The organism is Candidatus Comchoanobacter bicostacola (genome assembly GCF_024172705.1).
Lineage (GTDB): Bacteria > Pseudomonadota > Gammaproteobacteria > Comchoanobacterales > Comchoanobacteraceae > Comchoanobacter > Comchoanobacter bicostacola.
Map to the genome: position 1 here is coordinate 905,629 of NZ_CP092900.1, position 15,910 is coordinate 921,538.

Annotated in this window: 12 protein-coding genes; 4 read left to right on the forward strand and 8 right to left on the reverse strand. The window is 40.6% G+C overall.

Annotated elements, in window-relative coordinates:
• Positions 1-103: 103 nt before the first annotated feature.
• Entirely contained in the window at positions 104-1,549 is a 1,446-nt protein-coding gene (locus MMH89_RS04400) for an ankyrin repeat domain-containing protein (protein ID WP_258568237.1), read from the reverse strand.
• A gap of 61 nt (positions 1,550-1,610) precedes the next feature.
• Positions 1,611-3,149, reverse strand: a complete 1,539-nt coding sequence (locus MMH89_RS04405; RefSeq protein ID WP_258568238.1) for an electron transfer flavoprotein-ubiquinone oxidoreductase — start codon at positions 3,147-3,149, stop codon at positions 1,611-1,613.
• A gap of 87 nt (positions 3,150-3,236) precedes the next feature.
• Here MMH89_RS04405 and MMH89_RS04410 point away from each other — a divergent pair, with 87 nt between their 5' ends.
• The 4 genes from MMH89_RS04410 to map all read left to right on the forward strand — a co-directional run bounded on the left by MMH89_RS04410 (position 3,237) and on the right by map (position 7,502).
• Complete coding sequence (locus MMH89_RS04410; RefSeq protein WP_258568239.1) at positions 3,237-3,968, forward strand: electron transfer flavoprotein subunit beta/FixA family protein; 732 nt, start codon at positions 3,237-3,239, stop codon at positions 3,966-3,968.
• On the forward strand, positions 3,965-4,867 hold the full coding sequence (locus MMH89_RS04415; RefSeq protein ID WP_258568240.1) for an electron transfer flavoprotein subunit alpha/FixB family protein: 903 nt from the start codon (positions 3,965-3,967) through the stop codon (positions 4,865-4,867). The genes MMH89_RS04410 and MMH89_RS04415 overlap by 4 nt, the downstream gene beginning before the upstream one ends.
• 1,533 nt (positions 4,868-6,400) lie before the next feature.
• Positions 6,401-6,613, forward strand: coding sequence for a hypothetical protein (locus MMH89_RS04420; protein WP_258568241.1), 213 nt, complete (start codon positions 6,401-6,403; stop codon positions 6,611-6,613).
• 157 nt (positions 6,614-6,770) lie between these two features.
• Positions 6,771-7,502, forward strand: coding sequence for a type I methionyl aminopeptidase (gene map / locus MMH89_RS04425; RefSeq protein WP_425491988.1), 732 nt, complete (start codon positions 6,771-6,773; stop codon positions 7,500-7,502).
• Between the two features lie 3 nt (positions 7,503-7,505).
• On the opposite strand, the gene MMH89_RS04430 is transcribed toward map, so the two are convergent.
• The 6 genes from MMH89_RS04430 to MMH89_RS04455 form a co-directional block, all read right to left on the reverse strand.
• Positions 7,506-8,954 carry a protein adenylyltransferase SelO gene (locus MMH89_RS04430; protein WP_425491989.1) on the reverse strand — a complete coding sequence of 483 codons (1,449 nt, stop codon included), beginning with the start codon at positions 8,952-8,954 and terminating at the stop codon, positions 7,506-7,508.
• Positions 8,955-8,957: 3 nt separating this feature from the next.
• Positions 8,958-9,347, reverse strand: coding sequence for a DUF2237 family protein (locus MMH89_RS04435; RefSeq protein ID WP_258568244.1), 390 nt, complete (start codon positions 9,345-9,347; stop codon positions 8,958-8,960).
• A 46-nt stretch (positions 9,348-9,393) separates the two neighbouring features.
• Positions 9,394-13,626, reverse strand: coding sequence for an ankyrin repeat domain-containing protein (locus MMH89_RS04440; protein ID WP_258568245.1), 4,233 nt, complete (start codon positions 13,624-13,626; stop codon positions 9,394-9,396).
• Between the two features lie 403 nt (positions 13,627-14,029).
• Positions 14,030-14,614, reverse strand: coding sequence for a glutathione S-transferase N-terminal domain-containing protein (locus tag MMH89_RS04445; RefSeq protein WP_258568246.1), 585 nt, complete (start codon positions 14,612-14,614; stop codon positions 14,030-14,032).
• Positions 14,614-15,384: a GIN domain-containing protein gene (locus MMH89_RS04450; RefSeq protein ID WP_258568247.1), complete on the reverse strand. Its 771-nt coding sequence runs from the start codon at positions 15,382-15,384 to the stop codon at positions 14,614-14,616. The genes MMH89_RS04445 and MMH89_RS04450 overlap by 1 nt, the downstream gene beginning before the upstream one ends.
• Entirely contained in the window at positions 15,381-15,836 is a 456-nt protein-coding gene (locus MMH89_RS04455; RefSeq protein ID WP_258568248.1) for an OmpA family protein, read from the reverse strand. Before MMH89_RS04455 ends, MMH89_RS04450 begins: the two co-directional genes overlap by 4 nt.
• Positions 15,837-15,910 lie beyond the last annotated feature (74 nt).

A 15,910-nucleotide genomic window follows, 5' to 3' on the forward strand; every position in this document is an offset into this window, starting at 1 on the left:
CCTTGTGCGTAAATATATTAATTTAGCCTTAGATAGCCAAATAAGTCAAGTTATTAATGTATATTTAATACATCAATAGCAGGTGTACTTTTGATCCCTCAACTTAGGGATTAGAACCTGCTTGAAGTCTTACTAAGTTATCGTCATTAGCATTAACCCTTTCTGGCGTAGAATGTGATCGTGTTCTTTGCCTATCTTGAGCAGCATTCTGTACAACCTGAAGTGCATCCCGAGCGCTCCCTCCATCCTTACACACAGGGATAAAGGTTTTAACATTCTCATATGTCGGCATTGGGCTTGGTTCTACTCCTCCATCTCGAGTCTCAGGAGCATCAGAGGCTGGGCCACCACCTGCATGGACCTGGGTTGAGTCTATTTGTACATTTTGGAGACGCTCTAGCAATGCTTTCATCGCCTTCAGCCCTTGATGTTTATGTCCATCATGGACTACAGATATATCTACTTCCATTGGAATTGGATACAGTGTATCTTTATCCTGTTCCGATATGTTAATGTTACTATTCTCTACTGCAGCTATTGCTTTCTCCAAGTGATCCACCTGATTCTCTTTATTTTTTGTTAGAGTAACTTTAATCGGGTTTTTACTTGCTTTAATCAACTTATTAACCGCAGCATATAGCTCAACACTTGAGTTACAGTTGCGTTTTACAAAAGGAGGACTAGTATTCCACTTATTTGCAATATTTTTAACCTGCTTTAAGAGCGCTCTAGTCAATGGTTTTTCTCGATTAGGGTTCAAACCTTCTAGCGCACCAACTAATATTGGTTCTGGCACAAGTGCCATAGCATCTTTCCAGCGCCTTTTATTCTTACTTGATGTAGAAGCGCCTGTTTTGTATGTTTCCCATGGACTATTTGTAGTCATTCTATCCTCAGCCCCCGGCTCATATGGTTCATACAATGGGTTAGGAACGCGCCCTCCTACTGATTGTGCTGATGCTTCTGTTTGCGCCATTGCACTTCTTGTAGTCATGCTACCCCCAGCCCCAGAAATTGGTTCAGCATATATGGGCCCAAAAAAATCAGTGATACCCGCATCCTGCAGTATATCATCTGCTGTTTTATCACCACCATTCTTGACATCTTTATTAGCACCATACTTTACCAGCAGATTCGCAATAGCTTTGAGATCACCTAATTCACTCTCATTCCCTTTAGCCGCGGCTTTAGCTACCGCATGAAGCGGCGTATCTCTTTGTACATTTTCACTGCTAGCAATGTCAGCACCTTTAGCTATGAGCGCTTGAACACTCTTAAAATTACCATTATAAGATGCTTGGTGTAGTGGGGTCAAACCCGATGAATCCGTAGCATTAATATCAACACCTGCATCTTTGAGCGCATCAATAACAGAACTATCGTAACCTTTGATTGCCGCTAGATGCAATAAATTTAAACCCTTACCTTCTTCTTTTGCTGCACTTATATCATCAGATCCTACCTCTTTCAACTTCTCTAATACTTCAGAATCCTCCTCCCCACCGACAATAGCACCCCATAGTCGATTCAAGCTTTCATCAACAGGCATAACCTTCTCCATAATTAACTATGGAACGTTATAAACAAGAATATTACTTTGTCAGATTTTATTATGTTTCTGTATAATTAGGGCCACCACCACCCTCAGGATGCACCCATTTTATGTTCTGAGCAGGGTCTCGAATGGTACAGGCTTTACAATGAATACAGTTACTACTGTTAATCTGTAAATGATTCATACCCTCGGGTATCTCATAAACATTGGCAGGACAGAAATAGGTATAAATCTCTTGATTGATATCAACAGCTATATCCGGTTTCTTTAGCGTTATATGAGGCACTTGACCCTCTCTATGATGGGTATTTGAGTATTGTAGTAATGTTAATAAATCAAAACTAATTTTCCCATCTGGCTGATGCACAGGCTCAACCTTAAAGCCTTTTTGCTTTATACTTAAGTGATCGGGTTGATGCGTCAGCGTATATGGAATTAAACCCCGGAATAAAAACTGATCCATCCCCGAGCCCATAATGCCAATAAAACGCCCATACTGAAACCAAGGCCGTACATTTCGACAACGGTATAAGTCCAATACCACCGGATGCTGCTTAAAGTTCTCATCAAAGGATTCTTTTTTTAAGTATGCCTCAGCAGCCTCTATCCCAGAATAAATAGCCGCATGCACCCCCTTAATTTTTGCAATATTAACAAATCCACCCGCACAACCAATAAGGACACCCCCTGGGAATTCACACTTAGGAATAGACTGATACCCACCCTCATTTATAACCCGTGCCCCATAAGCAACTGGCTTACCATTTAAGAAATAATGCCGCCACTTAGGATGATGTTTAAACGCTTGTAAATAAGAAAATGGATTCATCGTTGGATTGGGTGCGTCCAACCCCACAATCATACCAACCATTACCCGATGATCCAATCCATGATAAATAAAGCCACCGCCATAGGCATCTGAGGGGACTGGCCAACCTAACGCATGAATCACCAACCCCGGCTGAAATACTTCAGGATCCACCTGCCAAACTTCTTTAACCCCCAACCCATAAGTCTGTGGCTGGTTCGCCAACTGATAGTGATCAATTAACCAACGACTCAATAAACCCCGTGCACCCTCTGCAACCATGGTATGCTTAGCATGGATCATAACCCCAGGGTCATCAGCACCCCCTTGCTCATCAACCCCTTTTGCTCCGGTTTGAATACCCACAACACGCGCTTGATCCAGTAAGACCCGGTCACCAACATACCCTGATAATATAGATACCCCGAGTTGCTCTGCTTGTTGTGCTAAATACCGAGTTAATTGTGATAATGAAATCACCACCCCGCCCTTTTGACTGGCCCCAGGAAAATGAGGTAAAGACCATGCACGCTTACGGGTTGTATAATACAAACGCTCCTCACTAACTGGCGTAACCGATTCATACTCATCCCGCCACTTAGGTAATAGCACGTCTAAAGCCTGAGGATTGATCACAGCACCAGATAAAACATGGTTACCCACCGAACGCCCTTTTTCCAATACTAAAATGTCTAAATTAGGGTTTCTTTGTTTTAAACGAATTGCAGCCGCTAAACCAGCTGGTCCAGCCCCAACAATCACTACATCTACATCTAACCGTTCCATGGATAAAATATTTCGGAATTAATTTCAAACTATGCTACAAGTGTAACGAATAAATAATGATTTGAACATCACTAATGGAGGAAAACCATGAAAGCTTTGGTTACCGTAAAAGAAACCATTGACTACCAAGTTAAAGTCAATGTCAAACCCGATGAATCCGGTGTTATCACCGAGGGTGTTCAAATGTCTATGAATCCATTTGATGCCATCGCATTAGAAGCATGCATTCAAAGACAAGAGCAAGGTCAAATCACCCATACCACTGCACTTAATATTGGACAAAACACATCGGTATTACAACAAGCCCTCGCTATGGGGGCTGACCAAGCAGTTCATATTGAGCAATCCTGCTCTGATCCCTTTTTAAAATGTTTGATGATTGAAGCGTATGTAAAAGAACATACCCCTGATATCATTATCATGGGTAAACTGGGTATTGATGGTGACCACAGCCAAATTCCATCCATGCTTGCTGGCATGCTTGATTGGTCCTGCGCCACCTTCGCCTCAGATATCCGAATCAAAGACAACGAGATTGAAGTAGACCGTGAAACCGATATTGGTATTCAAACCGTTACGCTTTCAAAACCCTGCATCATCTCCTGTGACCTCAGACTCAATACCCCTAGGTTTATTGCACTGCCTAAATTACTTGCCGCTAAAAAGAAACCACTAACCTCGTTTGACCCCAAGATTGAGCAATCCTCATTAATCACAACTGAAAAAGTATCTACGCCTATACCCAAAAAAGGCTGCACGCCTACTGATAACTTAGACACCTTTATTGATCAATTAAAATCAGCGGGGCTACTAAAATGAACACATTAATTGTACATACCAGTCAACAACCCCTATCTCTATTACCTGCTTTGATTAAAGCCGCAGAGCAGTTATCAGATCAAATTGATTTACTCTATATCGGACCACAACCCGACATTAAACACATACTCGGTGTTGATACACTCTACCATTATCATCATGAAGAGTTAGCGTATGCTTCTAATAAAACAATCGCCAACCTAATCCAAAAACATTCAGCGTATACCCATATTTTAGCGCATGCAGATACACATGGAAAAGACTTCCTCCCATATTACTGTGGACAACAACGTCTCCCCATGTTAAGTGATATCTGCCAAATCAATAGCCAGAATCAATTCACACGTCCCATCTATGCTGGAGAAGCACTAGAAACCATAACCCATCACGGGGAGCAACTGATTATGACCCTGAGAGGCATTTATTTTGAGCCCAGTGACCGAAAAACTCAACCCAAGATCCAATCGATAGGCACCTACGAAAGCAATCCACCGACTCAGATCAAAGCACCCCTTCTCCAAGACACCAGTGATCCCTCCCTTGCAGACATCGTCATCTCAGGAGGACGAGGACTAGGCTCAAAAGAGAATTTCCAACAAATCATCGAACTGGCGAAACACAATAATGCTGGAGTTGGTGCATCCAGAGCTGCCGTTGATGCTGGCTATATCAGCAATGATCACCAAGTCGGCCAAACCGGCCGCATCATCGCACCAAAGATCTATCTTTGCTTTGGAATTTCTGGTGCCATTCAACACTTATCAGGCATGCGTGATTCAAAAATCATTATTGCTATTGATAAAAATCCACAAGCCCCTATTTTCAAGGTAGCTGACTATGGTTTTAGTGGTGATTTATTTACCGCACTTGAGGCCATAAAAAATTACAAAATTTCTTAAATTCATTAATCTATAATTAATATTCAATCTGTATAATAAATTAAAAAAAGCTAATTTCTGAACCTTAAGATTTCTTCATTTTCAACCACACTGTTAAAAAAAAGCTATAATAAACAGGTGCAAATCAAAAAAGCGAAAGGCTAAAAAAATTAACCACACACAGAAAATAAGCAAATAACTCCGAAATCAGTACTTTTTATGCAAATCGCATGTAAGAAATTTCTCACAATAGCGCAAGCAATAGCTTCATCTCTTGCCATCCAAGACTCAATAAGATCATCAAGTACAAAACCAACCCTCAGATCAAATCTCCCACACTAGTCATACTTAATTTAAAAAGTAAAGACATACAGATCAATACACTCACTACAAGCCTTCTTTAAAATACAGCCTTACAATCCCGCCTAATATAAACTAAGCACACATTATTGATAACCGCATATAGATAAAACATTGTAAACATATAAAAAGTATAAAATATACCACTAGTAGAATGCATGTCCTATGCAATCGACTTAAAGACTTCAGTACATGTTCAAAGTTGCTGTTACGGCTTACCATTAGCCGAAGAGACATTTGCTAGTAGCTCAAACAACACTGTATTAGGTTGGGGACTAACGCACAATATCTCGGAAAAGATAAAGGAGTATGTCAATGCTGAATATACTATTCCAAATGCAGGTGGTATATATATAACCGCAAGCAAGTGCTGGAGTTAGTTCAAAACTGACGCTAACAGCACGTTATTCTATAAAGCAGAGGTACATACTTATTTATACACCTATTTTCTAGATCAAAAATGGGGGCGCACACTGGGTGCAGAGCTTTATTTAAGGTACGACCAAAGTGATTCCTTACATAATAAAGTTACTTTTCGCTTTTGACAAAATGAATATTGGCGATACTCATGACTATTTGGAAATTTCAAATATCTCATTCGGTGCTGTTATGTCAATACCATTTGATGGCTAAAATACTTCTTAGCGAATTGTATAATCAAGCCTCCTAGGGAGGGGGCATTAATAAGACAAAAATATAATATCTTGACAATTCACTCACATAAGCTACTTTAATAAAAAAGCAGGGAACAAAATGAACAAAAACATATTAATTTTACTTGCATTTATTTCAAACCTTTCGATCGCTGTTTGAATCGAGGCCAGTCTAGATCTTCATAACTCTGTAGAGGGTAATTTTAACAATTACTCTGACACAAATAAAGATGGGCATAGGGTTGAGTGTGACTGGAGAAATTGGCGAAACAGATCAAAGCATCTACTTTAACTTTAAATCTATACCAACAGATACCCATGTCAAATCGGTATGGGTCTTTTAACCAAAGCTGATGAAGACAGTTATCTAGCCTACAAAATCGGGTTTCACAGCACGCATGTATTTCTTGATCAGGAGATTGATGTGTACTATCCATCTTTTGGAGCTGATACCCCTACAACTATTACGGCGTAGAATTGGGTACGAGATATGAAGTGAGTGAAACACTAACTTTCGAGGCTGCCTTAGCTTGAGTAGCTGGTGGTTCTCTCAAATCACAATACTGACCACACATCTTTCACACTCAGTATTGTTAAATCAATCAAACTCACTGATGAAGACATTCAAGCAATAAGTGACCTCTGTGAGTCACTGAAGGATGATGACAAACCTTCAAATGATCAGCATAGTGAAATAACGATTAACCAAACAACAGTTAACCAAGCAGACAATGTGATTCAGTTATACACCTAATTGTCTATATCGATAAGAAAGCCTCCCGCTGGAGGCTTTTTTAATTTATCACCATCCATTGTTATATAACCCTAGATCCGATAGAATCAAACTGTTTAAAAAATGCATTACTGTGAATACCGATCATTTAATTAAAAGCCAGTCAGAAATTGAAAAGATGCGCCAAGCAGGACGTGCTGCGGCTCAAGTACTAGACTATTTAACACCTCATGTACAAGCAGGAATCTCAACCTCAGCTCTTAATGATCTAGCGCATGACTACATTACCAACACACTTAATTGTATCCCTGCTCCACTTAATTACAAAGGATTTCCAAAATCAATCTGTACTTCAGTGAATCACGTCGTTTGCCATGGAATACCTGATGATAAAAAATTAAAAAATGGTGATATTATTAATATTGATATTACCGTTATCAAAGATGGTTGGCATGGAGATACCAGTAAAATGTTTTTAATTGGTCAGTGTCCAGCACATGCCATACGATTATGTAAGGTAGCACAGGAGTGTATGCACGTTGGTATTAATCGAGTCAAGCCAGGTGTTTCACTGTATGAGATTGGTTATGCCATTGAGCAATATGCTAAAAAGAACTATTGTAGCTCTGTGCATGAATTTTGTGGACATGGCATTGGCCGTGATTTCCACGAAAAAAACTTTCAAGTCCTTCACTATGGGGACCCAGATCTTAAGTCCTTCATTCTTAGAGAAGGCATGACCTTTACCATTGAGCCTATGATTAACTTGGGTAAACGTCATATTAAAATTTTAAATGATGAGTGGACCGTCGTCACCAAGGATAAGTCTTTATCAGCTCAGTGGGAGCATACATTATTGGTGACTCACGATGGGGTGGAAATTTTAACTTTAAGAACTGAAGAGCAATAGTTTTCAAGTACCACAAAAAGTTTGATAACCATAACTGTCTGGTGGTGGATCTTGATAGGGTCCTAGCTCTGATCGGTTATTATATGGGTCTTTTAATAACGCCAATAAATGATTAAAGGGTGCAAAGTCTCCTTCTATCGCCGCTGATAGCGCAAACTCTACTTTTGCATTCCTAGGAATAATAGCAGGATTCACAGACCTCATTAAGTTCAAAGACTCTTTTTCTGAAATCTTATTCAAAGCGAGCCTAGTTGTCCAATGCGTATACCACTCAGAGAATCCTTCATCCTGATAAATAACACCGCTGGGCTTCCTCCCCTCACTTAAGCCTAAAAATGTATGCGTGTAATCCACACCGTTTTTCTGCATCCAAGTCAAAAGATCTAAAATTAATCCTTTATCACCTTGCTGCTCCCCCGACAATCCCAGCTTTTTTCTCATCATGCCTACCCATTTCTTATCGTAAGCACCCTCAAATTGATCCAATATATTTGTAACCAACTGAACAGCCTTTACTCGATCTGGGTCTACCAAAGGAAGCAAGCTAGAAGCAAATACTGCTAAATTCCACTTCACAATCTTTGGCTGATGCCCATAAGCATACCGCCCTTCAGTATCAATTGAACTAAAGACTGTTTTTAAATGATAGGCATCCATAAAAGCACACGGACCATAGTCAATCGTTTCTCCACATATGGCCATATTATCGGTGTTCATCACCCCGTGTATAAAGCCAACACGCATCCAATCAACCACCAGATCAATATGCTGATGCATCACCCTTTCAAACAGCTTTAGCGCCTTATTATCAGACTGACTTAGCTCGGGGAAATGCCGAGCAACGGTGTAATCAAGTAGCTCAGACAAAACCGAGATACCTTGCTCTTTAGCATACTCAAAGGTGCCTACTCTTATGTGTGAGCTAGCAACCCTTGTTAATATTGCCCCATCTAAAAGCTCATCGCGAATCACAGTAGTTGATGTTGATACCACAGCTAAGCTTCGCGTTGTTGCAACCCCCAGGTAATGCATAGCTTCTGAGATTAAATACTCTCTCAACATAGGAGATAATGCGGCTTTACCATCCCCACCTCGTGTATAAGGTGTACGCCCTGATCCTTTAAATTGAATATCATATCGTTTACCGCCTGGGTCAAGATGCTCACCCCATAGATGTGCTCGTCCATCACCTAGAACACTGTAATAACCAAACTGGTGTCCTGAATAGGCTTGTGAGAAAAATACCACACCCTCTGGTGGATGCGTGCCTGCAAATAAAGCAGCACATGCCTGATCATCCAAAGACGATAAATCAAGGCCTAAATCCTTGGACAGGTCATGGTTCACTATAATTAAGCTAGGATTTCGAACCTGCTCCGGATGATTAAACGTAAATAAAGTATTAGATAAGTGAATATACGTCGTATCAAAGTTAAAGCCAATATGATTCATCATTTAGTTCATCGCTTGAATAGCAAATTGTTTTAACACCGATAAAGGTATGATCTCAAGCGTAGACTCATGACACGCTTCTAGTACTACCTTAGGAGCCCTATTATGCTTCCAGGCTTCTTGCCAACGTCTTGCACACAAACACCAACGATCACCTGCTCTTAATCCTGGAAAGTTATAATCAGGGTTAGGCGTTGATAAATCATTACCTTGGCTTTTTGTAAAAGCTAAAAAATCATCCGTCATTTCTGCACAGACAATATGGCGACCCATATCTCCCTCTGAAGCACGGCAGTAACCATCTCTAAAATATCCTGTTTGTGGGTTATGACAACAAGCACGTAATGGGCTGCCCAACACATTCTTAGATGCCTCTCTGGTTTCACTTCTCATCTCTCTCCCCTATCTATAACCCTTTAAATGACAGCTTGAACAAATACTATTTCCATAGCTCAAACCTGGAGCGTAATTCTGGATGTAATGGTTTATAATCTGATTTATTATCTCTGTAAGAAGCCAAACAAACCTGCTTCATCTCTAAATTTTTTAAACGCTCCACATGCTTAATAATATCAGCACTCTGCTGCAAAGCCTTACTCTCAGCAAACTCACCGCTGGTTGCAAACAACAGAGAAAAATCTAGCCCCAACATCTGTTTAACTAATTTCACGTAGCCTCTTTTGACCGCAACAAAAAAAGGCCTGCCTAACTGGAAACTATGCCGACTATAGCGGTGAGGTGTTGCATTAATATCTACCCCCACTCGCATTAGCCGTCTTACAAGTCGTCTCTTGTTCGCTTGACAAGCTAGGAATGAGATATTTTTTTCGTAATTATCAGCCAACCATGGCTTAACTGGGGCTCTACGATTGGTGCAATAAGCAGCACACGCTAATTTTTGATCCGGAAGATCAGCTGTAATAATTGCATCAAGAGCACCTTCTAAATGTTTTGTATCAACTGATATAATTTTTCCAACCATACCAGACCCTGCCAATAGCACACGATGCAAACATCCTGCAAACTTGTGGAGCCGATCTAAATAATTAACCACCTCTTGGTGCTCTGCGGTGCGCGCACAGTCAACCGGGAAAGCACCGGCCTTATTCTTGAGTGCAAAGTCAGAAACTTTGGATAATGCTATAACTGATGCTAAATCACCTTTGCTCGCTGCTAAATGAATTGCTGTATTACCTAATGCATCTTGATAGGTTGCATTTAATTGAGCATAGCGACCTAATACTGATTTGATCGTATTACTCGAACCATTAATTGCCAACATATGTAATAACCTTTGGCCGTTTGGCAATATTGCACTGACAGAATACTGGTGACCACAGAGTTTAAACTGCATCAACAATGTCAAAATAGGCTCATGATGCTTTGAAACAGCCGCCACATCATGCCAGCCTGCTGCATAATGTAAAGGGTTTACCTGATCATAATCTGACAAAACCGCTACTGATTTCCCCACAAGATAAGGCGTTAACTGTCTAGCTATTTGATCTGATGCCTCTTTAGACTCAATCAGTTCTGCCTCTTCTTGCTGAATACTCGCCAAGTATTTTTGGACATACACTACATCACCTAGCTTTATTCGCTCTATAAAGTTAGCGTAGTTCAATGCTGTAAGAGGTAATCGTTCTTCTGCTTCTTCAGATAGCGTCGGCAAACGCTTTTTCCTAGAAGACGGTGGTGTGCTCAAATCTACACCCGTCATTTCCAAGACTGCACCAACCTGACTTTCATCAACACGATGGACTGTAGGTAGCGCTAAAGAACTCGAAGCGCCCTCAACTGATCGTTGTACCAATATCTGCTGCAGCTGCTGGCACCGCATCAAAAAACTGACCTCTATATCATCTTGATCCATAAACTGCTCAATAGCCAGCCGCAAAACTTGCCTTTGTTTTAAGCTAAGATGACTGATTGGCTGCTGGGTTGTGATGATATCCTTTGCCCAAGCCAACTGTTCATCTGTGATGTCACAATATAAGCTTTGTAGATATTGCTTTGCTTGATTAGCGATCTCTGGGTAAGAGCTTATTATTGGCAGCACTCTTGCTATTTCTGGCCATGTTTTTGCAATATACTGGCTATATCCAACCCCAGAGTTATCCAGGCATAGTCGGCTCAAATGCCATAAAAACTGAATAAAAGAACCCGTTACCTGACCAGCACGAATAGCCGCTAAATAAGCACGCGTATAAGCATCCAATGATGCTTTCTTCTCCACAACAGCGGATATATGCGCTCGACTTACGTGTCCAAAATGTAGCATTCTAGCCATACTCAATGCGATTAATTTAGGCTCTGTGACCCATTGCGTTTCACGACTCAATCTACGACTATTAAGCGCTGGATAATACCGAATCTTAACAATAGCCGACACCAACTGATTCACATGATCTTTAGCCGACTGTGTCACACACTTCATCACTTGATCGACTACTAAAGATTGATCGACGTCTTTAGCCAAACACATCCTTTTCCAATGGATGTACTGTTCCTCATTCATACCAAACTTTTTCTGATATGAAGCCGGCATATGCTCGGCATGGAAACTGGGCATTTCCATCGTTAACTCTGCAGCAATATACTTCTGATCAATAGTTCCTAGATGTGCAACCTCTGATTCACCCACAATACGATAATCAAATGCAGCTCCAGACGCATACATTGCTAGTACGTGATGCCAGTTGTTACCCACTTTAATAAAATCATTTACAGAGCCAACTATGACATAAAGACGTCCTACGACTTTATGAGAAACAGAACCATCTTCACCATAAGTAATGGGTAACCGTGCATCACGCCCTGAAGCACCAGACCATTTCTGTCCCAAAGCATACTTTATCGCAGGTTCAACCTCCAAACTGGTTGATACAAACGGGTGCGCCTGAAGACGAACATCCTGTAATCCATCTTTAGATTGAATACGCCGCATAAACCCATCTATATTATTCGTGTATGTCTGCTGGAATAAAGTAGCGTCAGTTTCAGATAACTGACGTATTTTCTCTACTTCAGATGCATATAAAGCACCAGATCCACGAAGCGATGGTGCCTTTAAATCTGTTGTTTTAGGTAGTCTATCCCCATGCACCCCTCTAAAAAACACAACTGATGGGGCCTTATCCACCCTCTGCCATAATGGATTAGCTGACAAATACAATGATTGCTTTTTTTTCTTTCTTGCTAGCGTGGTAGTAACATCAGAGTCATCAATAAAGCCAGATAAGCTATCTTTATCTCTTTTCCTTTTTTTATCCGGAGTGCTTCCAGCAGGCGCTGCTGAACCACCACTACTCTTGCGGTGTGCTCCGCCCTCGTCCGAAGAAGCACTTGAATATCTACCTGATGTAGAGCGAACATATCTTGCTTTTGAGCCACTTCTACTCCACAAGGCGGAACCCGTGCCCGCAGCTGAAAAAGCCCTCCTAAAGAAACCGCCCCCAGCCGCTGATGCTGTAGTGCGTGGCTCTGCATCAGCCTTAGGCTCAACAGCCTCTGCCGAGTGTTGCTGTACCCGATGCTTTGGTTGACTCATAGCATTTGGCGCCACCGCCTCATATAAGTCTGTTTTGTCTTCAAAAAACTGACACAAAGCACAATAAATAGCTGCGTACTGATCCTTTAGTGCAGGTGCATCACTAACACACTGTTCAAAAAAGGCATCTAAATTAGCTACATTTGGCTCATCATACGATAGGTGAAAGCTATACAATCCATCCTGTAAAGAAAGAACTGTTTTACGCTTTTTAGCCTCTTTGAGTAAAGCCTTTACACCGTTGACCGAACCCAACTTGATCCATACAAGCAATAAATGCTGCCCAGATATTAAATGATTCAAGTCATCCAAAATATGGAGCATATGCAGTATCATTCCTGGAGATTGAACGCATTGCTCTGAAACTGCATAAGACCACCAATGATCATAACTCCGCATCATTGAGCGTTTTTTATGCCCATCTGATACAGTCAATGGCTTTTCATAACGTATCTTTGCTAAACTCATCCACTTAAGTAGCTGCTTACTTGAAGTATGTGGACTATTAAGTAGTGTACGGTGTAATGCCACCATAAATTCAGTCACTGCTTTTCGATCCTTGGACCAATGCGCATGTTCCACCAACGCTTTGATAACACGATCCAAATACAAAGAAGTAGTAGGATCAACCTCAATATACTTTAATAAACTAACGGAATATCGCCCAATATTAGAGCTGCTTAGCTCAAGGGAAATATCTGAAGCAATATATGCGACTAAGCACTCAATTAAAGTTTTATAAGACGCCTCAGAATCATACTGAGTCAAATACCTTAAAACAGACAATTTAGCTGTAAAATCTTTTCCTTTTATGAGTTTCTGAAAATCATCTAAAGCACCAATATGGAGGACCAATAACTGATAAAGCTCATCTCTTTGCTTAATTTGTGGGCTCGTTAACCATGCTTTAAATATAGCGTTTGCATGGATACCTCTTTCAAGAACTGCCATATTGACCAACAAATATTCTACTGCTTTTATAGCTATAGACGTTGGTGCTATCGTAGCCTTTACAACCAGCCATTGAGGGACTGTAGCAATCTTTGTCTTACCAGTCTTCTTTTGCTCAAAAAAAGCCTTTTTTTGCTTTTCTATATAGTCCTTTATTTCCTTCTCTATCATCTACGCTCAATCTTTACGTAAAGCTATACTGCCAAAGTCTAACAACATACTCAAGATTAAATAACTATTAAACACTTTAATATTGACGCATCACTTAGGTAAACGCATCTGTGTCTACAAGAGCTACCCCCTCTGAGGAACTTCCTAACTCAATACCCAACGTGCTATATTTATTTAGATACCCTATAGAAACGATGAATAAGAATGAATGCTGCTTATCTAGATAAGGTATTTTACAGCACTAAAGGCGCTAAGTTTGATATAAAGCTGTATTTTAATCTAAGAAGATAGGTGTTAATAGATAAAGAATAACAGGAAATATTAAACAGGTTATCGAAATCATATATGGCTCTAGGCTATATGGGACAGCAGTTGAAGACTCAGATTATGATATAAAGGGGGTTTAATCTTTACGCATCACCCATACAAACGTGTCGGTATCTGTAAGATCCTCCAGCCACTTTTTTAAGCGTACACAAGACTGTTGATCAAACCATTCATTATTCGCTTTATAAGCCTGTCGAATAAATGGTAAACACGCAATGTCTATCCATGATAATGCGCCACACAGCCCCTGCTCTATATTCTGATCCAATAACATCATGAACTCAAGCAAACACCTTTTTTCCTGCTCTATATCTACATCTTGGTGACGAACAGCATACTTAAATCGGTTTAAGCTTGGAATAAAGGTATGATGTAATTTATCTAAAATAGCACAGGCTTCTGGATCTTTGAAATCAAGATCACCCCAACCCTCAGGAACCCCCTGACTAAAGGCCCAGCGCACAACATCCATACTTTCATCTAAAACCTGACCATCAGGAAGAATCAAAACCGGAACGGTTCCTTTGGGAGAGTGTGATAATAGCTCTTTGGGTTTGTTCTTAAGGTCAACCTCACAGACCTGAAATGGGATTCCGCAAAGTTTCAGCGCCCACCGTGCCCTAATCGCATATGGACAGCGCCTAAAAGAATAAAGTTGCATTAATAAACCGTATTCTTTCTCTTTTCCATATCTATGTAGTTCAATACAATAACAGAAGGACTCTGGTTAATTGGCACATACATATCTGGCTTATTCTTTACGTTGACTATTGAGCTGTCTTTTGAATAAGCATACAAGGTTTTTAGTGGAAACACCTGTACATTAGCATCACCTGAAGCAGCCACCCAAGTTGAATTAGAAATCAACCCTGTTGCATCTAGTAGAGCCTCATCCGATGCCCGTAACGTTAAGCGATCAACTCGCCCACCCAGAACCAAATCACCACGCTTCATATCTACATTTAGCTCATCAGAATTAACCCAATATATTTCTGACTCGCCAGAGTTATCCATAATCAAACGGTTTAAATTCATAATCCCTTCAATCTTGATATTCCCAGAAGTTTTTGTTTCAACAGACAATGAAGTTGCTCGAATGTCTTTTGCAACCAAGGTAGAGTCATCTCTTACAATCAATCGGCTTAAAGACCGAAACTGATCAATTGAACGGATAACAACCGTTGACTGTGACACACCAGGCACAGATGTAATCGTCATCACACCATCTGCATAAGTAAGACTCGCACCATCCTCATCATACTCCACCACATTGGGACTAGAGCTTTCTCCAAGAATAACATTTACATCACCCGTTACAACCAAGTTATATAACAGGTCATAAGTCAAAAAACTATCTACAGAATCTGTTTGAGCCTGAACCAGGTTGCAGCATAAAAATAAAGCTAGAAATCTTAGTTGACGGCTTATCATGTTAACCTCACCTCAATTCGTTGATTGGTGTATATTCCCTGAGCAGTATCCATAGAAGCAATCGACTCAGAAAACCCTTTGCCAGAGAACTCAATTTGTGTTGGACTTACCCCTTTGAACCAAAAGTAACCAGCAACCATCTCTGCTTGATAACTTGTAATTTGACTGGCTGTTTGCCCCGTTAGCGCATCATCACAGTGCGCAGTAATCTCAATACGTGAAAACGGCTCCTCTTGAACCTGCCTGAAGAGCGACCTTAGTACCAACACTGCTTCTGGGCGTAATGTTACACGATCAGGCTCAAAAAACAAATTAGAGTTAACCACCAAACGAGTTCCATCTACAAAGTAAGATACCTGAGCAAATCTCTGAAACTCTATATCAACTTGTCTTGGACCGCCACAACCAGTTAGCATGAGTAATAAGCCAACTACGAAAACCCTTGCATTCACGACCTTGCACCTTTTCCATTCATATCTAAATATACTATAACGTCAATTCACAAGAATGAACAGTTTTTTTCATT